A 20,744-nucleotide genomic window follows, 5' to 3' on the forward strand; every position below is an offset into this window, starting at 1 on the left:
GCCATCTACTAAATATAGTCGGCCTCTCAAAATTGAACTTTAACACGATGTTTCACGTGAAACATCGTGTTAAAGTCTCCTTATTCGAAAGAAATCTCGCAAATCTATCTGTGTCCCAGAATGAGAGCACATCCTTTTATCGTTGTCACAATATCCTTTTGATTAGCATGCACTAATTATCTACTATCAACATCGCTCTTCCTAATCAATTTGATTTACTATATCAAGCACCATGTCCTGTCATTCTTCTATGCTAATATCATACTTCTTGGATAAGCGTTTATGCGTCTATCCAATATCATACTTCTGCATGGGCATCATACTCTCCATCCATATATCATTCTTCTGTATGGATCTTATACTTTCATCCCTATATTATGCTTCTGTACGGATCTTATACTTTCATCCCCATATCATGCTTCTGTACGGATCTTATACTTTCATCCCTATATTATGCTTCTATACGGATGTTATGCTTTCGTCCCTATACCCTTCCTCTGTATGGATTCACACTTCGCCCTTAGATCCACAGTGTCAATCCCTATTTCCGCATGATGCTTCTGTAAATTTTCAGCAAGCAACGGCCTTAGATATCACCGGTAGTTGGGCTAACAGGCACGCCGCCAGCGCTTGTGTTAATCCGAGCCTCGGGCATATGTTTCACGTGAAACATCTAAGGAATATTGATTCCATTGTTTATACTTTCTCTATTTCTCCTTGAGTGGGTTTTTCGATGGTGTCCCGGCTTTTCTCGGATATGTTTTTGGCGTTTTTTTCGTTTTGCGAATCATAACCAGAGATCTGGAAAAATCAGAGTTGGGAAGGGTAAACTGTTCTACCCGCTCGATTTTTCCTCCCAGCAAGCGAATTCCAAACTTTCCCTCATTGAGTTCCTCCTCAATTTGTCCGGACTTATAGGCGATGAAATCACCCCCCTCCCTCACAAAAGGAAGGCAATACTCAGAGAGAGTAGAAATATTCGCGACGGCGCGAGAGACGACATGATCATAGGATTCCCGATATTTCTTTTGCCTGCTCATTTCTTCGGCGCGCCCATGAATTGCTTCAATATTCTTGAATTCTAATCGATCTATGACCTCCTGTAGAAAACGAATTCTCTTGTTCAGCGAATCCATCAGAGTTATCTTCAGATCAGGGTATACAATCTTAAGCGGGATCCCCGGAAATCCGGCGCCGGTTCCCAAATCGAGAAGTTTTCCTTCTAGGCCAGAACATATGTTTGATATTGAAAGGGAATCCAGAAAATGCTTACTGACAACCTCCTGGTACTCTGTGATTGTTGTCAGATTCATCCGCTTGTTCCACTCAATCAGCATGTCATAGTAGGTCAGAAAGGACTGATATTGATGCTCACTCAGCTGATAACCCAGGCAATTCAGCCCTTCCGTAAATTTACTGATATCGTATTCCATATATTCCCCGCTTTACATAATGACATGACTTCTGCCGACTTAGATTTGGATTAATCTAGCAATTCAAACTTTTATTCTCATGCCGTTTTTAAATCTATATCCGATCGGGTCTATCCTCCAGCCAAGTGATATCAGCTCTCTCGATATTTCCCCTGCTTGATATAGACCATTAATACAGAAATATCTGCCGGCGAGACCCCGGATATCCGGGAAGCCTGGCCGATATTTTTAGGTCGGATTCTGGATAACTTCTGCCTGGCCTCGATTCGAAGGTTATCGACTTTCTCATAATCGAGTTCGCCCGGAATCAACTTCTCCTCTAATTTCTTAAAACGCTTTACCTGTTTGATCTGTCGGTCAATATAGCCCTGATACTTAACTCCAATATTGATCTGTTGGCAGACATCCTCCGCAAGCGGAGGACGGTCCGGGTCCAGATCTGCCAGCTTCTGATAGGAGAGCTCCGGTCTGCGAATCAACTCCTCCAGGGAAGCAGATCCATCCTCCGGGATAGGAGAGGAGTCCCACGATCGAAGAAGGTCATTGTTCTGTCGGCTTCCTCCCAGGCGGATTCCCTTGATCCGCTCCCTCTCCCTGTCAATCGCCAGCTTCTTGGCCCGTACCCTTTGATAGCGGTCCTCTGAGATCAATCCGACCTGATAGCCGAGCGGCGTCAGGCGAAGGTCTGCATTGTCCTGACGGAGCAAAAGACGATACTCCGCGCGAGACGTCATCATCCGATAGGGTTCGAAGGATTCCTTAGTCACCAGATCATCAATCAAAACACCGATATAGGAAGAAGACCGATCCAGGATCAGCGCTTCTTTTCCCTGAATCTTCATCGCCGCGTTGATTCCAGCAATCAATCCCTGAGCGGCCGCCTCCTCATAACCGGAGGAACCGTTGAACTGCCCGCCCGCAAACAGACCCGGGACTTCCTTACATTCCAGAGAGGCATCCAGCTGATTGGCATCGATGCAGTCGTATTCAATGGCATAGGCATTTCTTGTAATCTTCGCGTGTTCCAGCCCCGGGATCGTGTGATAAAAGTCGTACTGCACATCCTCCGGCATGGAGGAAGAGGCCCCGGAAATGTACATTTCACTGGTATCCAACCCCTCGGGCTCTACAAAGAGCTGATGGCGCGATTTATCCGGAAACTTGACTACCTTGTCTTCAATGGAGGGACAGTAACGGGGGCCGATACCTTCGATCAGACCGGAATAGATGGGAGACCTGTCAATGTTCTCCCGCAGGATCCGGTGTCCCTTTTCATTGGTATATGTCAGATAGCAGGTGACCTGTTCCTTCTGCACGCTTGCCGGATCGGTCGTGAAAGAGAAGGGCTCCACCGGACTGTCTCCATACTGGGGCTGCATCCGGCTGAAATCAATGGAGGACCGCTCAATACGGGCCGGTGTTCCTGTCTTGAAGCGCCGCAGCCTAATGCCGAGCTTCTCCAGAGAAGCCGTCAGATGATTGGCGGATCGGAGCCCACCGGGACCGGTATACTCAATAACATCTCCATAGAGACAGCGAGCCTTAAGATAGGTCCCGGTTGCCAGAATTACCGCCTTGGACCGGTAGCTTGCGCCGGAAAAAGTTCTGCAGCCTGCCGCGCGTCCATTTTCTGTCAGAATCTCAGTGACCTCAGCCTGTCGCAGGGTTAAATGGTCTGTGGCCTGCAGGGTCTTCCTCATCTCAACAGAGTAACGGTATTTGTCTGCCTGACAACGCAGGGAGTGAACGGCAGGTCCCTTGGAAGCATTGAGCATTTTGGACTGAAGGAAGGTCTTGTCAATATTGATCCCCATCTGACCTCCCAGGGCATCAATTTCACGAACCAGATGTCCCTTGGATGACCCTCCAATATGGGGATTACAGGGCATCATAGCCACAGAGTCCATACTGACTGTGAAAATGATGGTCTCCAATCCCAGTCTGGCACAGGCTAAAGCGGCCTCACAGCCGGCATGACCGGCCCCAACCACTATGACATCATAATTTTCTGAAACGTGACTCATGCGAATTTCCTTCTCGCTTATTTCTTTCTCGCTTGTTTCGCGCATTTCTCTACTGATTTTCTCGTTTATTTTTTCATGTATTCCTCGTATCCTCAGAGAAAAACCATGAATACAGCTATTCAAACCGAATCTGAATCAGTTATTATATCCACAGGACAAACCAAGGGATGCCTTCATCAAAACCAAATCCGAATCAATTCTTATATCCACAGGACAAACCAAGGGGATATATTCATTCGACTTGGATTCGAACAACTTCTTATCTACACGGAAAAGACCTGTAAAATATACCCTCTGAAACCGGATTTAATCCAAAGTCCAATTGTAAAATCAGGTTGAACATTAATATAAAAAGCCCACAAGATACCTCTTTGATAGAATGTAAGTGACAATACTTCATTCACAAGGGGAACTCCCTACGGACCACTTATATTCTACTACAACAGGACATCGGAGGGGCACAGCATCTTATATTGTGTACCGGATTTTGATCGGTCAATTTTCCAGAAAAACTTCGTTGATTTCCGAAAAGGATAAGAACAGCGAAATCAGGCACCAGCTGTTGCATTTTGTTTTCCCAGGGAGTGTTGCGCTTAACCTGAAAATCCTGCTTTCTCAAAAATACGCTTTTAACAACATTAGATTTAACCATATGAACGGTATTGGTTTTGATTTTATTAACAACACTAATTTTAACTCGATTGTTGTATTATAACATATAAAAAGTTATAATACATAAAATTGGTTATAAAATGGAGATGACGAATGGATTACATTAATAAGGTTCTGGGAATAAAAGTCCTTTATAAAAATGCTGATCTGGGGCATTATCCGAATTTTATCAGCACAAGATATCGCTTACAACTGGCATCTTTGGACGGTCAAAAAGTAATCCTTCTCTATCCTAAAACAGAATTAGAGCAGATTGAAACATTAAAAAAGCATCTTGATCGTATACGAACCAATGAAAACCTGCCGATTGTGTTAATTCTAAATGAACTTACTTTTCGCCAGAAGGAATATTTGATTCGAGAAAAAATACCATTTGTTGTGGAGGGAAAACAGATTTATTTACCCTTTATGGCATTGTATTTACAAGAGCGCTGTGACGCTGAAAAGCAATCTCGTGAAAAAATTTTGCCCTCTGCACAGCTGCTTTTCCTCCATTTTCTTTATCTTGGTGGACAAGAATTGCCTATGAGTCAAGCTGCAAAAAATCTGAACCTGACACCGATGTCGATCTCCAGAGCGTCGAAGCAGCTTGTGGAGATGAAGCTTTTAAACGTCAGAAAATCAGGGATTCAGAAGATTTTGTTCTCTAACGAGACTCCGAAATTGCTGTTTCAAAAATCAAAAGGATACCTGTTGAATCCTGTAAAACGAACCGTTTACGTCCCAAATGAATTGGTTGGCGCAGAACTTTTGAAGAGCGGGTATTCGGCACTGGCGGAATACTCCATGTTAAATATGCCAAATGTCCCGTACTTTGCTTCAGATACAATTTCTAAATGGCAGAAAAACGCAGCGAACACTCTTCAAGATTCGAAAACCCAGGTTGCAGTAGAACTGTGGAGATATGATCCGAAGAAATTGTCAAATAACAAAACAGTTGATGTCCTTTCGCTGGCATTATCTTTGGAGGATAATCCGAACGAGCGTGTGGAAGAGGCGGTGGAAGAAATACTAAATAATTTTTGGAGGGAAATAGATGGTCACAGGGCTTGAGATCTTCAAAGAATGGTTCAGAGGAAATGAAGAACAGTATGTCATAATCGGCGGAACTGCGTGCGATATCCTGATGACGGAAGAGGGCCTGGATTTCAGAGCAACAAAAGATATTGATCTGGTTTTGATCATAGAGGCAGTTGATGCGGAATTTGGAAGAAAGTTTTGGGACTTTGTAAAGCAGGCTGGATATGAACATTGCAATAGAAGTTCTGGAACACCAGAATTTTATCGCTTTCGCCACCCAACCTCCAGCCAATATCCGACAATGATTGAACTATTCACGCGAAAACTGGACGCGATTCCGCTTTCGGAGGATGCAGTATTGACTCCGCTGCCAATGGATGAAGATATATCCAGTCTTTCAGCCATCCTTTTGGATGATAACTACTATAATTTCCTGAAAATGGGAAAAATCACTGTTGACGGAATTACTGTTTTGGACTCTGCCTATCTGATCCCGTTCAAGGCGAAGGCTTGGATGGACTTGACGGACCGCAAGACAGCTGGGAATCATATTGACAAAAAGAATATCCGAAAACACAAAAATGATGTGTTCCGGCTGACAGAATTGCTTGATCCAACAGCGCAAATTGTGACACCGCACGGCGTCTATGCGGATATACAGGAATTTGTCCGCAGGATGAAGGGAGAGAACATTGATGTGAAACAGTTAGGATTGGCAGGAAGAACAAAAGAAAAAATTCTGGATGAAATCAAAGCTATGTATGTGGAAAAATAATCAGCGCTTGCTGAAGACACTGGCAAAGTCGCTATTCTCATCGACCTTTTCGTATTACTTCCCCATGCAGAATTTAGAGAATATCTCGTCCGCCAGGTCATCCTCCAGCGTCTCCCCCGTGATCAGGCCCAGCTGTTCATAGCAATTCATCAGGTCCACAGTCAGAAAATCTTCCGTTATCCCCTGATCAATTCCCTCAAGCACAAGATCCAAAGCCTTTCTGGCCTCCTGCAGAGCATATGTATGGCGGGCATTTGTGATGAGGATCTCCTGATTTTCCCGGACCTGACCTGTGAAAAACATTCTCTCAATGGCAGAAGCCAGGAGATCCAGCCCCTCCTCTCTGCGGGCCGAGACAGACAGGATGCGATCAGGATTCAGCTGTGGCAGGACCTGCTGAATCTGCTCCGCCGACAGAATCGAAGTCAGATCCATCTTATTGAGCAAGATAATGCTGTGTTCCAGATAACCGTGAGAGGAGAGCTGATTCAGCATTTTGCAGTCCTCATTCTCCAGGGGCAGAGAAGCGTCCATGACGAAGATAATTAAATCCGCCTCCTCCATGGATTTTCTGGCCTTCTCTACACCGATCTGCTCAATCCGATCCTCCGATTCGCGAATCCCCGCTGTGTCAATCAGACGCAAAGCCAGGTTGCCCAGGCGGACTCTCTCCTCCAGCGTATCTCTGGTCGTCCCCGGAATGTCTGTGACAATAGCCCGATCCCGGCCGGCAAGCGCATTGAGAAGAGAAGACTTACCTGCGTTCGGTCTTCCGACAATCGCGGTTAAAATCCCATCTCTGAGATAGGATCCCTCCTTGCTGGAAGCCAGAAGTCTCTCCAGGGCCGCAGATAAATTCTCTACCTGATTCCTGAGCTTATCGCTGTACCCATCCAGATCATAGTGTTCCGGATCATCCAGAGCCGACTCAATAAAAGCGATCTCATAGAGAAGCTTTTCCCTCATGTCCCTGATGCGGCAGGAGAGAGCGCCGGACAGCTGCTCCATGGAATTGCGAATGGCAAGCTCGCTTTGCGCGTGGATTAAGTCCATGACAGACTCCGCCTGTGCCATATCGATGCGTCCGTTGAGAAATGCCCGTTTGGTAAATTCCCCAGGCTCCGCAGGCCTGGCGCCGCAAGAGAAGAGGAGCCGCAGAATCTTCTGGAGGATCAGGATCCCCCCATGGCAGTTGATTTCCACCAGATCTTCCCTGGTATAGGTCCTGGGAGCGCGAAAAACGGAGACAAGAACCTCATCAATAAGGCAGACCTGTCCGGTATCCTTCGTCCCTTCTCCCTCAGAAATCCCCCCTGTTTTCCCCTTGTCCTCAACAATATGCCCATAGGAGATCGTGTGACTCTCCATTTCTGCCAGCGCTTTCTTTCCCCGAAAGACAGAATCCGCAATGGCAATCGCGTCCGGACCGGAAATTCTTATAATGCCAATACCGGCGTTGGACATCGCTGTCGCGACCGCAGCAATGGTATCCCCTTGAAACATATTCTCTCCTTGGAAAAATTTGTACCATTATAGCATGAAAAAGGCATCGGTCTCCATGGAAGCGCCCTGCCCCAGGATCCGATACCCTTCTCTTAACTTTTGAAATCCTGGAGTTGGCACTCCATTCATCCTCTGCTGACATGAATGAAAAGAGGATGACATATTTTCCTAAACCAGGACGATTCTCACAGAGATGATTCAGTGTGCCCGTCCTTTGGACTGATAACCACATGGCGATAGGGTTCCTCTCCCTCGCTGTGCGTATCCACCCCTTGAATCCCCTGCAGAGCCGAGTGAATGATCCGTCTCTCATAGGGATTCATTGCCTCAAGCTCCTCCGCCCTGCCGGACCGCTTCACGCGAAAGGCCACATTTTTGGCCAGGTTTTCAAGTGTTGCCATACGGCGGGCCCGGTAGTCCTCCGTATCGATCTTCACCCTGCTGTAGACGGAGGACTTGCGGTTTACGGCCAGGTTGGTCAGATACTGGAGAGAATCCAGCGTCTGCCCCCTCTTACCGATGATCACACCCATCTCAGGGCCCGACAGATTAATATTCAGAGTGTTCTCGCTGATGTCAAAGTGATATTCCGCCTTGACATCCATTTTCATTGCCGCAAAAAGATCTGTCAAAAAAGCAGACGCGATTGCCTGGATCTCTTGCGGATCTGCTGTCTTTCTGCTGTAGTCCGCCTTCTTTGCGCTGCCGCGATCAGAAGCTGGAGTCACAATTTTCTCATCCTCCTTCTCCTTCTCAGCCTGGTCCCCGCTATACTCGTCGACCTGAGAAGAAGTCGTCTCCTCTGCGTCCGGCTGATCCTTTTCCTTGAGAATTGAGAACTCCGCCTCAGCCTCTTTCGCGACCTCCCTGGTCACCTCTTCCTGGTCCTGGTTGATTTTGGCCCGGATGACAGCATTCTTACTGCCCAGACCAAAAAGTCCTGTGGACCCTTTTTCAACAACGGTGTAAGAAATCTTTTCACTGGTCACACCCAATTTAACAGATGCCGCAGTCAGCGCATCACTAATGGTTTTGCCGGTAAATGTCATATACTCCATATGGCGCCTCCATTATTCGGACTCTTTATCCTTCTGATTATTATTAAACTTCTGAACTCGATTGGCCTTGGCCGCCAGGGAATTTTTACCGGCCCTGGCCCGATTCTCAGCCGCCTGATTTAAAGCGTTTTGCTTCTCGGAGGAAATGCCTGCCTTGGAAGAGAGGCTTCTTCTCGCGTTGGTCGTAGCCGCATTTCTGATCTGATCCCTGCGGGCCCCGCGCTTGGCTGCCTTGGCCTCGGCCTTCTCCTTATTCTTTTCAATGATCTGCTGCAGATCCATCTTCTCAAAGTGCTTATTGAGGAAGTACTGCTGAATGACACGGACAACGGAACCGATGATCCAGTAGAGGACAAAGCCGACCGGAAGAGTAAATCCGAAAACCAGTGATACCAGCGGCATCATGGTATTCATCATCTTCATCTGCTGTTCCATCTGATCGCTGCCGGCTCCCGCGGCAGTAGGCATCAATTTCATCGAGAGAAACTGGAAGAAATAAGAGGCGATCGGAATCAGAAGGGCTACAATCACCAGTCCCCAGTCCTTCTGATCGGCGAAGAATCCCTGCTTGATCAGATTCCAGGAAGTCTCTGAGATATTCAGATTAAAAAAGTAGTTGACCCCCATCATCGCACTGTGTGTGGAATCAATGGCGGAAGTCAGAGTCGGGAAGGAAGTGTGCAGAGCGGACCAGCCGGAATCGCCCAGCTTGTAGAGAACATCGATGATATAATTACTCATCGCTGTCGGATCTGTCGTCTGAAAGTTGACCTGTACCGTATTGATCTTTGCGTTCTTATAAATGGTCTGCATGACATCCGCATACCCGTCTACGCTCATGATCTGACCTGCCAGACCGGAGAATACGCCCTTGACATTGTCAATGTAGGCCGGAATATTGTAGATGACGCGGTAGAGACCAAAGAGGATGGGGAGCTGAATAATCATCTGCAGGCAGGAGCCCATAGGACTGATCCCGTATTTATCATAGAGAGCCTGCTGCTCCTCCTGCTGGGCCATCATGCTGGCCTGATCTCTTTTGCCCTTGTATTTCTTCTGAATCGCCTTGGTCTCAGGCGCGATTTTCTGCTGTAGGATGGAGAACTTTTGCTGACGCACGGTCAGAGGCAGAAGCGCCATATATATGATGATTGTGAAAACAACAATCGTCACCCAGATGTCCTTGATTCCAAAGACATTGCTCAAACCGATATAGACCCCGTTCATGATCCATCCCAGAACCCTGGCAATTGGTCCAAGAATCTGGCCCTGATAGGCGGTCAAATACATTGAAGCCATAAACCCTCCAATTCAATGTTTCATCCTGTATGATCCGATGTTTTCTCATATCGCACTCAGCATGTGCGTTGCTTTATGATTCAACTCCAGGCTTATTTTCTCATATCAAACTTATTTTCTCATATCAAATATGAAAAATGAGCGATACGCCTGCCGAAAGTCTTTATTATCCTTTATTATTCTTCTTCGGAAAGGAAATCAGCTTATAACGCCGTCTGATCTCTTCCCTGTCCCGTGGTACCGGATCAATTCCTCCGTGAGAGAAGGGATTGCATCGCAAAACACGATAGGCTGCCAGGAGCCCCCCGACCAGGGCCCCGTGCCGTGAAATTGCCTCATAGCCATAAGCAGAACAAGTCGGACTATATGGACAGCGGCTTCTCTTCATCGGTGATATGTACTTCTGATAAATTCGAATCAATCGAAGCAGAAGTTCTCTCATACCTGATCTGCCTCCGTAATCAGCTTCTGAAGGCGCGCGATATGTAAGAACGCGGATTCCATCTGATGAAAGTCAGCATCCCCGGCCTGCTTACGCGCGACAACTACCATGTCCCAGCCGATCTGAAAGGAAGCTTCATGCAGTCGATAGGCTTCTCTGATCAATCTCGTCAAATGATGTCGAACCACACTGTTTCCGACCTTTCTGGAAACAGAGATTCCCAGGCGATTTCGCCCCAGGTCATTGGCCCTCACATACAAAACAAGGAGACGGTTCGCCCTGGAATTGTGCTCTTTATAGACCTTCTGAAAATCAGCGTTCTTCTTCAGCGATTCGCTAAAAATCATAAAAGCTCCCATAAAGTAGAAAAGACCACATGAAGATGTGGTCCTGCATTCATAACATATATTGATCTATGATCAAGCTGAAAGCGACTTTCTACCCTTAGCTCTTCTTGCTGCGAGAACCTTACGTCCGCCTGCAGTGCTCATTCTCTGACGGAAACCATGAACTTTCGCTCTCTGTCTGGTCTTCGGCTGGAATGTCATCTTACCCTTATGCATTCAGACACCTCCTTCACTCAAAATATGATAAAACATCATTACAAATATAAGGGCCTTTCCTCAAAATGTCAAGAAAAAGTGGATTTCCTGTTGTTTCCACAGTGGATCAACAGAGCTTCATCGCTAAAGACCCGCAAAACCCCACAGGAAGATGAAGAAACTTCTGTTGATAAGTGCATATCCTTCGGAATCAATACTGTGGATAAGTTTAACGTTATTTCCATTCTTTTTTTCTTCTTCTGACGGGCCAAATAAGCTCATATGGCCTGTTTTTTCCTTTTCTTCTATTTTTTACCCAAAACTGTCATTTCATTGAAAAATGAGCCGTTTTAGAGTAGAATAACTAGGTAGTATGCCCTGGATCAACCAGGATCTTTGATAAGGATCTGCCAGACCTTTTATGAGGATCCGTTACAGGGAAAAATAAAGAATTGAATCAGTTTCTTCCTATTATAATAGGTTATATCGGATGAATTCTATCCATCCTCTGTAAGGATATATGATTCTCTGATGGAATCGAAGAAGTGGGGTAAGACCAAATGGATCTGTTGACCAAGAAATGGGCACACATTCTTAAAACAGTAAAACAAGAATACAATATCACAGACATTTCTTTCAAAACCTGGCTGGCCCCCCTGGAGATTTTCTCTGTTCAGAAGGATACTCTGGTCATTCTCTTTCCAACAGACGAATCCAACCAGATGAGTCTGAACTACATCAGCAAGAAATATGAGCTTCCCCTCAAGGTCACAATTGCGGAGATCACCGGAAAGGAATATCACTTACAGTTTATTCTTCCGGGGCAGGCAACGAACTTAAAGCCCAGTGACGTTGTCAGCCAGGGACACCGTCTGGCGGATCGTGAGAATTTTCTCTCCTCACACCTCAACCCCCGCTATACCTTCGATACCTTCGTTGTCGGGGCCAATAACCGCTTTGCGCAGACAGCTTCTCTGGCCGTTGCGGAATCTCCGGGACAGGCCTACAACCCCCTCTTTATTTACGGAGGTCCCGGGCTTGGCAAGACCCATCTCATGCATGCCATCGGCAATTTTATTCTACAGGACAGTCCTTCCAAGAAGGTTCTCTATGTCACTTCCGAGGATTTTCTGAATGAAGTCATCGAGTCCATCCGCAATAACTCCTCCGGTTCAATGTCCCGTTTCCGTGACAAGTACCGGACGGTGGATATTCTCCTGATCGACGATATTCAGTTCATCATAGGCAAGGAGTCCACGCAGGAGGAATTCTTCCACACCTTCAACGCCCTGCATTCCGCCGGCAAGCAGATCGTTCTGACCTCGGATCGACCTCCCAAGGAAATGGAGACCTTGGATACCCGGATTCGCTCCCGCTTTGAATGGGGCCTGATGGCTGATGTCGGCTCTCCCGACTATGAGACCCGTATGGCCATTCTGCGAAGACGCTGCGAGATGGATCGTTTTTCCCTGCCCGATGAGATTCTGGATTACATTGCTTCCAATATCAAATCAAACATCCGTGAGCTGGAGGGAGCCCTCAACAAGCTGATCGCCTACTCCAACCTGGAGAAAACGACAATTACAATGGAGATTGCCAGTCGGGAGCTGCAGAATATCATCTCCCCGGATACCCCCCGGGAGATCACTCCTCAGCTGATTATCGAAATGGTCTCTGAACACTATCAGATCTCTGTTGACCAGATGATCTCCAAGAACCGGTCTTCGGCTGTGGCCAAGCCCAGACAGATTGCCATGTACCTCTGTAAGGACATGACTTCCTCTCCTCTGGAGGCGATCGGTTCTCTTCTGGGAGGACGAGACCACTCTACCATTATCCACGGCGCCAACAAGATCGCTGATGAATATAATTCCGATGAGGAGCTCCACAAGCAGATTGACGCCATCCGTAAGAAGCTGAATCCCAGTTGATTCTCTCACTGCGCGAAGATTCGATCGCCGTAAACAGGCAACCTGTCCACAGAAATTGTGTGTAAAACACAAACACTTCTGTGGAAGGAAATGGACTAAACCTATTTTCTTCTGGTCCATCCACAGAAACTTCGATTTATTCCGATTTGGATCCCCGGTCTGTCCACAGGAGCAGATCCTCTCCATTGCCTTTAAAATAGGGAATGCGCGACATAGTCACATATCCACAGCCCCTATTATGAATACTTAATTTTTTAATTATATATATAAAAGCGACAATTCAGAAAAAAGACTTATTCACTGTATTCATCGTCGCCAGGAAAGGAGTTTTTTATGAAGATCACATGTTCCCAAGCAGAGCTGGTCAAGGGAGTCAATATCGTCACGAAGGCGGTTCCCACCAGAACAACGATGCCGATTCTCCAGTGCATCCTAATTGATGCCTCTGCAAATCAGATCAAGCTAATGGCCAATGACATGGAAATTGGAATCGAGACAATCATTGATGGAAGGATCGAGGAGAGGGGGATTATCGCTCTCGACGCCTCCATTTTTTCCAATATTGTAAAGAAGCTGCCGGACAGTCAGGTAGTGATTACAACGGGCGAATCCTTTCAGGCCAATATTTCATGCGAGAAGGCTAACTTTAATATCAATGGGATGGATGGTGAGAACTTTGCCTACCTTCCTGTCATTCCCAGAAATGAGCCGGTGGTGATCTCTGAGTTTACGCTGAAGGAGGTTATCCGTCAGACCATCTTCTCGATTGCCGACAATGAAAACAACAAGCTTATGGCCGGAGAGCTCTTTGAAATTCACGGCAGCCGCATGAGAGTCGTATCTCTGGACGGACACCGTATTTCCATCCGCAATATTGAACTTAAATCCGAGTGTCCGGATTATAAGGTGGTTGTTCCCGGCAAGACGTTAAACGAGATATCCAAGATCATTCCGGGATCCTATGAGGAGAATGTGATGATATACATCACAGAGAATCACATCATCTTCGAGTTCGGTCAGACAACTGTGGTATCGCGTCTGATTGACGGAGAGTACTTCAAAATCGAGCAGATGCTCTCCTCTGATTATGAGACGAAAATCCGTATTTCCAAGAGAGAACTGCTCGAGTGTATCGACCGCGCTACCCTGCTGGTCAATCCGGGAGATAAGAAGCCGATCATTATGAATGTGACGGATGGAAATATGGAGCTTAACATCCAGTCCTTCATCGGTTCCATGAATGAGAATATAGCCATTGACAAAGAGGGCAGAGATATTCTGATCGGATTTAACCCCAAATTTTTCATAGACGCCCTGCGAAATATCGACGACGAGGAGATCACGATTTATATGGTAAATCCAAAGGCTCCCTGTTTTATCAAGGATGATGATAATAAGTTCCTCTATTTGATTCTGCCCGTGAACTTTAACGCGGCCTGAGTATGTATTGGTGACAGGAAAAATGATGGCGATGGCGGAACAGGAGAGTAAGGAGTAAAAATGCAGGAAGTTGCTCTTCGCGAGGGTGAAGACTTTATCAAATTAGGTCAGATGATGAAGAAGGCCGGCATTGTCAGTTCAGGACTGGACGCCAAGTTTCTCATTCAGGACGGTCAGGTTCAAGTGAACGGTCAGGTCGACAGCAGGCGTGGCCGCAAGCTTTATGAGGGAGATCAGGTAACCTTTGAGGGCCGGACCTTTGTGGTTGTCAAGTGATGTATATCCAGTCAATTGAACTGTCCAATTACAGGAATTACAGGTCGCTTGAGATGGAGTTTGACAGGGGGACAAACATCCTCTTTGGAGATAACGCCCAGGGAAAGACAAATATCTTAGAGTCCATCTATCTCAGCGGAACCAGCAGATCCCATCGAACCGCCAGGGATCGGGAGTTGATTCGTTTTGGACAAGAGGAAGCGCATATCCGCACAAATGTGCGCAAGAATGATCTGTCCTACTGCATCGATATTCATATCCGCCAGGCCAAGAGCAAGGGAATTGCCATCAACGGCGTGCCGGTCAAAAAGGCGAGCGACCTCTTCGGGCTTCTGGGGATCATTTTCTTTTCGCCGGAGGACTTGAACATCGTAAAAAACGGTCCGGTGGAGCGCAGGCATTTTATCAACGCGGAGCTGTCTCAAATTGACCGAATCTATCTGTCGGATTTGAGCAATTACAACAAAGCGCTCAATCAGCGCAACAGTCTTCTCAAGGGAATTCTTGATCATCCTGAACTGAGAGAAACTCTGGATGTCTGGGATGGGCAATTGGTCAGCTATGGCAAGAGGCTAATCGCCCGCAGGCGGGAATTTATTGCAGATTTGATTCCGATTGTCCGGGAAATCCACCGAAAACTCTCAGGGGGGATCGAAGACCTGCTGCTTGCCTATGAGCCGAATATCGACGATACCTTCTTTGAGGATGAGCTCTTTCGCGCTAGGGACAGGGATATGCGGATGGGAACGACGACGGTCGGTCCTCACCGGGATGATCTGAAACTCTCGATTGCTTCCGTCGATATCCGCAGGTTTGGGTCTCAAGGGCAGCAGAGGACCTGCGCCCTCTCTCTGAAGCTGGCCGAGATTCAAATGATGGAGGCCAAAAGAGGGGAAAAGCCCATCCTGCTCTTAGACGATGTTCTCTCCGAGTTGGATTCAAATCGGCAGAATTATCTTCTGGAGTCGATCAATGATATACAGACCATCATCAGCTGTACCGGCTTGGATGAGTTTGTGAAAAATAAATTCTCTGTCCACCGGGTCTATGAGATTTCGAACGGGCAGGCATTTCTTCGAGAGAAGATTGCGAATTGAATGGAGGAAGAAATGGCACAGCAGGAATACGGAGCAGATCAGATCCAGATTCTGGAAGGGCTTGAGGCAGTTCGAAAGAGACCCGGTATGTATATCGGCTCCACTTCGGCCCAGGGTCTTCATCATCTGGTCTATGAAATTGTGGATAACTCTGTGGATGAGGCCCTGGCAGGCTACTGTCATCACATCCGCGTCACGATTAACAGGGGAAACTCGGTGACTGTGGTCGATGATGGGCGGGGCATACCCACCGGAATTAATCACAAGGCCGGTATTCCGGCAGTGGAAGTCGTATTTACCATTCTTCATGCGGGCGGCAAATTCGGCGGCGGCGGATATAAGGTTTCCGGCGGCTTGCACGGGGTGGGAGCCTCTGTGGTCAACGCGCTTTCTCTCTGGCTGGAGGTCGAGATTCGCCGCGACGGAAAAATCTGGCGGCAGCGCTATGAGAGAGGGAAGACGATGGGTTCTCTCAAGGTGGTCGGATCCTGTGATCCCTCGGAGACGGGAACCAAGGTCACCTTTCTTCCGGATGACAGGATTTTTGAGACGACCGAATTCGATTACGGCGTCTTGCGGAGGAGATTGAGAGAGACTGCCTTCTTGACCAAGGGCCTGCGGATTTCTCTGCGAGATGAGAGAGAAGAAGAGGTCCGCGAGGACTCCTTTTACTACGAGGGCGGGATCAAGGAGTTCGTCAGCTATCTGAACCGCGGGGACAAGCCCCTTTATCGGGACGTCATTTACTGTGAGGGAACCAGCAACGGGGTCTACGTCGAGGTTGCCATGCAGCACAACGACGCCTATAAGGAGGCCTGCTATTCCTTCGTCAACAATATTATTACGCCGGAGGGAGGCACCCAGGTCACCGGCTTTAAGGCGGCGGTGACCAATGTATTCAACTCCTATGCCCACGAGAACAAACTGATCAAGGATACGGAGAAGCTTGACAGCGATGATATCCGCGAGGGGCTGACATCGGTGATCAGTATCAAGATTGAGGATCCCCAGTTTGAGGGACAGACCAAGCAAAAGCTGGGCAATTCTGAGGCTAGGGGCGCGGTACAGGCTGTCGTGACCGAGCAGTTGACCTATTTTCTGGAGCAGAATCCACAGGCGGCCCGTCTGATTGTGGAGAAGTCCCAGCTGGCGCAGAGGGCCAGGGAAGCCGCGAGAAAGGCCCGCGATTTGACCAGGCGCAAATCTCCTCTGGACGGGGCGGCTCTGCCCGGTAAGCTGGCCGACTGCTCTTCTAAGGATCCTGCCGAGTGCGAGATTTTTATTGTCGAGGGAGATTCTGCGGGAGGCTCCGCCAAGGAGGCCAGAAACCGCAGAACCCAGGCGATCCTTCCCTTGAGGGGTAAGATTTTGAATGTCGAGAAGGCCAGGGAAGACCGGATCTACGGCAACGCGGAGATCAAGGCCATGATTACGGCATTCGGGACAGGAATTCACGATGAATTCGACATTGAAAAGCTCCGCTATCACAAGATCATTATTATGACCGATGCGGATGTGGACGGAGCTCATATTGCGACGCTGATGCTGACCTTCCTCTACCGCTTTATGCCGGAGTTGATCCGCCAGGGTAATGTCTATCTGGCAACCCCTCCCCTCTACAAGATTGAGAAGAATCGCAAGGAGTGGTATGCCTATTCCGATGAAGAGCAGAACAATATTCTGAATCGGATCGGCAGGGACAATTCGATTAAGATTCAGCGCTATAAGGGATTGGGAGAGATGGACGCACAGCAGCTCTGGGAGACGACCATGGATCCGGATACCCGTATTTTAAAGAGGGTGCAGGTGATTGACGATGATGAGGCGGAGATTAATCTGACCTTCTCTACCCTCATGGGTGAGGAAGTCGAGCCCCGCCGTGAGTTCATTGAGGAGAACGCGAAGTACGCGACCCTGGATATTCAGTAAGGAGGAATACAATGGCAGAAATGGGAGATGATATCTTCGACCAGACCGTCCGATCTGATACGATTCAGGAGGTCGACCTGAAATCAACGATGGAGACCTCTTACATCGACTACGCCATGTCCGTCATTGCGGCCAGAGCGCTTCCCGATGTCAGGGACGGGTTAAAACCGGTGCAGAGGCGTGTTCTCTACTCCATGATCGAGCTGAATAACACACCTGATAAGCCGCATCGAAAATGCGCCCGTATTGTCGGCGATACCATGGGTAAATATCACCCGCACGGGGATTCCTCCATTTACGGAGCCCTGGTCAATATGGCCCAGCCCTGGTCCATGCGCAATATCTTAGTGGACGGACATGGTAACTTCGGATCGATTGACGGCGACGGGGCCGCGGCCATGCGGTACACAGAGGCCCGTCTGTCCAAGATATCCATGGCCATGATGGCGGATATCAACAAGGACACCGTGGACTTTATTCCCAACTTTGATGAGACGGAGAAGGAGCCGGTCGTACTGCCTGCCCGCCTTCCGAATCTCCTGGTCAACGGGACAACCGGCATCGCGGTCGGTATGGCGACCAATATTCCCCCCCACAATTTGAGGGAAGTCATTGCCGCCTGCGTCAAGATCATTGACAATCGGGTGGAAGAGGACCGGAGCACGGACATTTCCGAGATCCTGGGAATCGTCAAGGGACCGGATTTTCCCACCGGGGGCATCATCCTCGGCAGGGCCGGCATTGAGGAGGCCTATCGGACCGGCAGGGGAAAGATCAAGGTTCGCGCGGTAGCCGATATTGAGCCGATGGACAACGGCAAACACCGGATCATTGTGTCTGAGATCCCCTATGGGGTCAACAAGGCCCGCATGATCGAGAAGATCGCCGACATGGTCAAGGACAAGCGCCTGGACGGGATCACCGCCCTTCGGGACGAGACATCCCGCGAGGGAATGCGGGTTGTGATCGAGCTTCGCAAGGATATCAATCCCAATGTCATGCTCAATAAGCTCTATAAGCAGACCCAGCTGCAGGATTCCTACGGGGTTATCATGCTGGCTCTGGTCGGCAATCAGCCCAGGATTATGTCCTTAAAGGAGGTTTTGGATCACTACATTCTCCACCAGGAGGATGTAGTTACCCGTCGGACCAGGTTTGATTTAAACAAGGCCCAGGAGAGAGACCATATCTTACAGGGTCTGCTGACGGCCCTGGACAATATCGACGAGGTCATCAAAATCATCCGGTCCTCGAAATCCGTCGCTATTGCAAAAGAACAGCTGATGGGGCGGTTTGCCCTGTCCGAGGCCCAGGCCCAGGCTATCGTTGATATGCGTCTTCGCGCCCTGACAGGTTTGGAACGGGAGAAGCTGGAGGCGGAGCACAGGGAACTGATGGAGAAAATAGCCTATTTTAAGGGAATTCTGGCCGACCATAAGAAGCTTCTGACCGTGGTGAAGGAGGAAATGCAGGAGATCGCCGACAAGTACGGTGATGACCGCCGCACACAGATCGGTTTTGACGATGATGATATCAGCGCTGAGGACCTGATTCCGGTTACGCATCCCATCATCACCTTCACCAAGTTTGGCTATATCAAGCGCATGTCCGCTGACAATTTCCGGGCCCAGCACCGCGGGGGCAAGGGAATCAAGGGAATGGAGACCATCAAGGATGACTACATAGTGGAGTTGATTCAGACCAGGTCTCACAATTTCCTGTATTTCTTTACCAACAAGGGAAGAGTCTATCGTCTCAAGGCCTACGAGATACCGGAGGCCTCCAGGACTGCCCGGGGAACGGCGATTGTCAACCTCCTGCAGCTGATGCCGGATGAGACCATTACATCTATGATTCCCGTTGTTCCGGGGGAGGACGAGGATAAGTATCTCTTCATGGCGACCCAGAGGGGAATCGTCAAAAAGACCAGACTCAGGGAATATGAGAATATCCGCAAGTCCGGTCTGGCCGCTATCAACCTGCGCGATGAGGACCGTCTGATTGAGGTCAAGCTGACCGACGACACAGACGAAGTCATGCTTTTCACCCGCTTCGGCCAGTGCGTCCGCTTCCATGAGTCGGATGTCAGAGGCACGGGAAGAAGTACCATGGGTGTGATCGGAATCAATCTGTCCGACCAGGACTGCGTTATCGCCATGCAGTTGGCCAGCCAGGGAGAATCCCTGGTACTGGTATCTCAGCGGGGTCTTGGAAAATGTACGCTGACAGAGGAGTTCCCCTCGCATCACAGGGGTGGCAAAGGCGTGAAGTGCTATAAGATCACCGAGAAGACCGGAGATCTGGTCGGCGTTAAGTCAGTCGATAAGGACAACCAGCTCATGCTGATTAATCGGGCCGGCACCATCATCCGGATTAATATCGCGGATACAGCCCTCTTAGGCCGGATTACGTCCGGGGTCAAGCTGATTGATCTCAAGGGAGACGACGAGGTGGCAAGCATTTCCGTTGTACAGAGGGAGGATCTCCCCTTAGAGGATGAGGATACCTCTGAGAGTATGGGAGATGGCTTGCCAGTCGACAGCGATCAGGCGAGAGAAAATCAGGAATCGGCGGATGCGGATCATTCCCTGGAGGATCTTCTGGTCAGAGCAGAAGAAGATCAGAGCGCGCGGGAAGATGATTCTGAAGAGGAAGAATAAAGAAGGCGAAGGAGAGCAGAAGCAGGTCTTTTGCTCTCCCTTTTGTTTAGAGAATGCTCGAAGATGTAAATTTCATAGTTTATGATAATAGAATGATGGATGAGAGAGCCTTCTACAGGAAAAGACATTTGATAGAATCGTTGTAAAATAGGCCTGTGAAGGTCGATGTTGTCGCAGCAGCTATGGAGTGCTTATGATCAGGGAAATACCAGTTCATCAGATCAGCCGGAATATTTGTCAAATGTGCATAGAAGCCAATATCAGTCTCAGTTCGGATATGCAGAAGGGACTTGCCTGGGCAGGGAAAGAGGAGATCTCCCCTCTGGGCAAAAAGGTCCTGGAACAGATGGAGGAGAATCTTGAAATTGCGGGTCAGGAGCAAATTCCCATCTGCCAGGATACCGGCATGGCGGTGGTCTTTCTGGAGGTCGGACAGGATGTACATCTGATCGACGGGGATTTAAGAGAGGCAGTCAACGAAGGTGTTCGGAGGGGATATAGGGAAGGATACCTGCGCAAGTCGGTTGTGAGAGATCCCATTTTAAGGGATAATACACCGGCGGTCCTCTATGTAAAGCTGGTCCCGGGAGATCAGGTTAAAATTACGCTTGCCCCAAAGGGTTTCGGGTCTGAGAACATGAGC

17 protein-coding genes (1 of these 17 running past the window's edge) are annotated in these 20,744 nt (G+C 48.4%); 9 read left to right on the plus strand and 8 right to left on the minus strand.

Translation table 11 applies throughout. The annotated features are described in order from the left end of the window. Nucleotides 1–707: 707 nt before the first annotated feature. Complete coding sequence (gene rsmG, locus GCWU000342_RS06680) at nt 708–1,433, minus strand: 16S rRNA (guanine(527)-N(7))-methyltransferase RsmG (RefSeq protein WP_006906594.1); 726 nt, start codon at nt 1,431–1,433, stop codon at nt 708–710. Between the two features lie 131 nt (nt 1,434–1,564). Next, on the minus strand, nt 1,565–3,457 hold the full coding sequence (mnmG, locus tag GCWU000342_RS06685) for a tRNA uridine-5-carboxymethylaminomethyl(34) synthesis enzyme MnmG (protein ID WP_045000424.1): 1,893 nt from the start codon (nt 3,455–3,457) through the stop codon (nt 1,565–1,567). 765 nt (nt 3,458–4,222) lie between these two features. Between mnmG and GCWU000342_RS06695 the strand changes: the two genes are divergently transcribed. Both GCWU000342_RS06695 and GCWU000342_RS06700 read left to right on the plus strand, forming a co-directional pair. Then, nucleotides 4,223–5,182 (plus strand): MarR family transcriptional regulator, encoded by a 960-nt coding sequence (locus GCWU000342_RS06695; protein WP_006906598.1) that lies wholly within the window; start codon nt 4,223–4,225, stop codon nt 5,180–5,182. Beyond that, nucleotides 5,166–5,924: a hypothetical protein gene (locus tag GCWU000342_RS06700; RefSeq protein ID WP_006906599.1), complete on the plus strand. Its 759-nt coding sequence runs from the start codon at nt 5,166–5,168 to the stop codon at nt 5,922–5,924. The genes GCWU000342_RS06695 and GCWU000342_RS06700 overlap by 17 nt, the downstream gene beginning before the upstream one ends. A gap of 54 nt (nt 5,925–5,978) precedes the next feature. Here GCWU000342_RS06700 and mnmE read toward each other — a convergent pair whose 3' ends face one another. The 6 genes from mnmE to rpmH all read right to left on the minus strand — a co-directional run bounded on the left by mnmE (nt 5,979) and on the right by rpmH (nt 10,789). After that, nucleotides 5,979–7,427, minus strand: coding sequence for a tRNA uridine-5-carboxymethylaminomethyl(34) synthesis GTPase MnmE (mnmE, locus tag GCWU000342_RS06705; RefSeq protein WP_006906600.1), 1,449 nt, complete (start codon nt 7,425–7,427; stop codon nt 5,979–5,981). A 185-nt stretch (nt 7,428–7,612) separates the two neighbouring features. Continuing rightward, nucleotides 7,613–8,485 (minus strand): RNA-binding cell elongation regulator Jag/EloR, encoded by an 873-nt coding sequence (jag, locus tag GCWU000342_RS06710; RefSeq protein WP_006906602.1) that lies wholly within the window; start codon nt 8,483–8,485, stop codon nt 7,613–7,615. Between the two features lie 12 nt (nt 8,486–8,497). Beyond that, the gene (locus GCWU000342_RS06715; RefSeq protein WP_006906603.1) at nt 8,498–9,784 is read right to left on the minus strand and encodes a YidC/Oxa1 family membrane protein insertase; all 1,287 of its coding nucleotides are present in this window, start codon (nt 9,782–9,784) and stop codon (nt 8,498–8,500) included. 166 nt (nt 9,785–9,950) lie between these two features. Then, nucleotides 9,951–10,226 (minus strand): membrane protein insertion efficiency factor YidD, encoded by a 276-nt coding sequence (yidD, locus tag GCWU000342_RS06720; RefSeq protein WP_006906604.1) that lies wholly within the window; start codon nt 10,224–10,226, stop codon nt 9,951–9,953. Next, entirely contained in the window at nt 10,223–10,573 is a 351-nt protein-coding gene (rnpA, locus tag GCWU000342_RS06725) for a ribonuclease P protein component (protein ID WP_044958596.1), read from the minus strand. Before rnpA ends, yidD begins: the two co-directional genes overlap by 4 nt. 72 nt (nt 10,574–10,645) lie before the next feature. Continuing rightward, on the minus strand, nt 10,646–10,789 hold the full coding sequence (gene rpmH / locus GCWU000342_RS06730) for a 50S ribosomal protein L34 (protein WP_045000426.1): 144 nt from the start codon (nt 10,787–10,789) through the stop codon (nt 10,646–10,648). 539 nt (nt 10,790–11,328) lie between these two features. Between rpmH and dnaA the strand changes: the two genes are divergently transcribed. From dnaA to GCWU000342_RS06765, 7 genes are all read left to right on the plus strand, one after another. Continuing rightward, complete coding sequence (gene dnaA, locus GCWU000342_RS06735) at nt 11,329–12,699, plus strand: chromosomal replication initiator protein DnaA (RefSeq protein WP_006906607.1); 1,371 nt, start codon at nt 11,329–11,331, stop codon at nt 12,697–12,699. Between the two features lie 333 nt (nt 12,700–13,032). Further along, nucleotides 13,033–14,139: a DNA polymerase III subunit beta gene (dnaN, locus tag GCWU000342_RS06740; protein WP_006906608.1), complete on the plus strand. Its 1,107-nt coding sequence runs from the start codon at nt 13,033–13,035 to the stop codon at nt 14,137–14,139. A gap of 60 nt (nt 14,140–14,199) precedes the next feature. Then, nucleotides 14,200–14,415, plus strand: a complete 216-nt coding sequence (locus tag GCWU000342_RS06745) for an RNA-binding S4 domain-containing protein (protein WP_006906609.1) — start codon at nt 14,200–14,202, stop codon at nt 14,413–14,415. Continuing rightward, nucleotides 14,415–15,512, plus strand: coding sequence for a DNA replication/repair protein RecF (gene recF / locus GCWU000342_RS06750; protein ID WP_006906610.1), 1,098 nt, complete (start codon nt 14,415–14,417; stop codon nt 15,510–15,512). Before GCWU000342_RS06745 ends, recF begins: the two co-directional genes overlap by 1 nt. Further along, nucleotides 15,513–17,441: a DNA topoisomerase (ATP-hydrolyzing) subunit B gene (gene gyrB / locus GCWU000342_RS06755; RefSeq protein ID WP_006906611.1), complete on the plus strand. Its 1,929-nt coding sequence runs from the start codon at nt 15,513–15,515 to the stop codon at nt 17,439–17,441. It abuts the gene before it with no gap. A gap of 20 nt (nt 17,442–17,461) precedes the next feature. Continuing rightward, a complete protein-coding gene (gene gyrA, locus GCWU000342_RS06760; protein WP_045000797.1) occupies nt 17,462–20,101 on the plus strand; it encodes a DNA gyrase subunit A in 2,640 nt (879 codons plus the stop codon). Nucleotides 20,102–20,294: 193 nt separating this feature from the next. After that, nucleotides 20,295–20,744, plus strand: the 5' portion of a protein-coding gene (locus GCWU000342_RS06765; RefSeq protein WP_006906613.1) for a fumarate hydratase. 384 nt of this gene lie beyond the right edge of the window; the window shows 450 of its 834 coding nt (coding positions 1–450); the start codon lies at nt 20,295–20,297; the stop codon falls past the right edge of the window.

The organism is Shuttleworthella satelles DSM 14600, from assembly GCF_000160115.1.
GTDB lineage: Bacteria > Bacillota > Clostridia > Lachnospirales > Lachnospiraceae > Shuttleworthia > Shuttleworthia satelles.

Bases quoted from the DNA above. Each gene is read 5' to 3' on its own strand.
- rsmG (WP_006906594.1), bottom strand. From the start codon at position 1,433: ATGGAATACGATATCAGTAAATTTACGGAAGGGCTGAATTGCCTGGGT.
- mnmG (WP_045000424.1), bottom strand. From the start codon at position 3,457: ATGAGTCACGTTTCAGAAAATTATGATGTCATAGTGGTTGGGGCCGGT.
- GCWU000342_RS06695 (WP_006906598.1), top strand. From the start codon at position 4,223: ATGGATTACATTAATAAGGTTCTGGGAATAAAAGTCCTTTATAAAAAT.
- GCWU000342_RS06700 (WP_006906599.1), top strand. From the start codon at position 5,166: ATGGTCACAGGGCTTGAGATCTTCAAAGAATGGTTCAGAGGAAATGAA.
- mnmE (WP_006906600.1), bottom strand. From the start codon at position 7,427: ATGTTTCAAGGGGATACCATTGCTGCGGTCGCGACAGCGATGTCCAAC.
- jag (WP_006906602.1), bottom strand. From the start codon at position 8,485: ATGGAGTATATGACATTTACCGGCAAAACCATTAGTGATGCGCTGACT.
- GCWU000342_RS06715 (WP_006906603.1), bottom strand. From the start codon at position 9,784: ATGGCTTCAATGTATTTGACCGCCTATCAGGGCCAGATTCTTGGACCA.
- yidD (WP_006906604.1), bottom strand. From the start codon at position 10,226: ATGAGAGAACTTCTGCTTCGATTGATTCGAATTTATCAGAAGTACATA.
- rnpA (WP_044958596.1), bottom strand. From the start codon at position 10,573: ATGATTTTTAGCGAATCGCTGAAGAAGAACGCTGATTTTCAGAAGGTC.
- rpmH (WP_045000426.1), bottom strand. From the start codon at position 10,789: ATGCATAAGGGTAAGATGACATTCCAGCCGAAGACCAGACAGAGAGCG.
- dnaA (WP_006906607.1), top strand. From the start codon at position 11,329: ATGGATCTGTTGACCAAGAAATGGGCACACATTCTTAAAACAGTAAAA.
- dnaN (WP_006906608.1), top strand. From the start codon at position 13,033: ATGAAGATCACATGTTCCCAAGCAGAGCTGGTCAAGGGAGTCAATATC.
- GCWU000342_RS06745 (WP_006906609.1), top strand. From the start codon at position 14,200: ATGCAGGAAGTTGCTCTTCGCGAGGGTGAAGACTTTATCAAATTAGGT.
- recF (WP_006906610.1), top strand. From the start codon at position 14,415: ATGTATATCCAGTCAATTGAACTGTCCAATTACAGGAATTACAGGTCG.
- gyrB (WP_006906611.1), top strand. From the start codon at position 15,513: ATGGAGGAAGAAATGGCACAGCAGGAATACGGAGCAGATCAGATCCAG.
- gyrA (WP_045000797.1), top strand. From the start codon at position 17,462: ATGGGAGATGATATCTTCGACCAGACCGTCCGATCTGATACGATTCAG.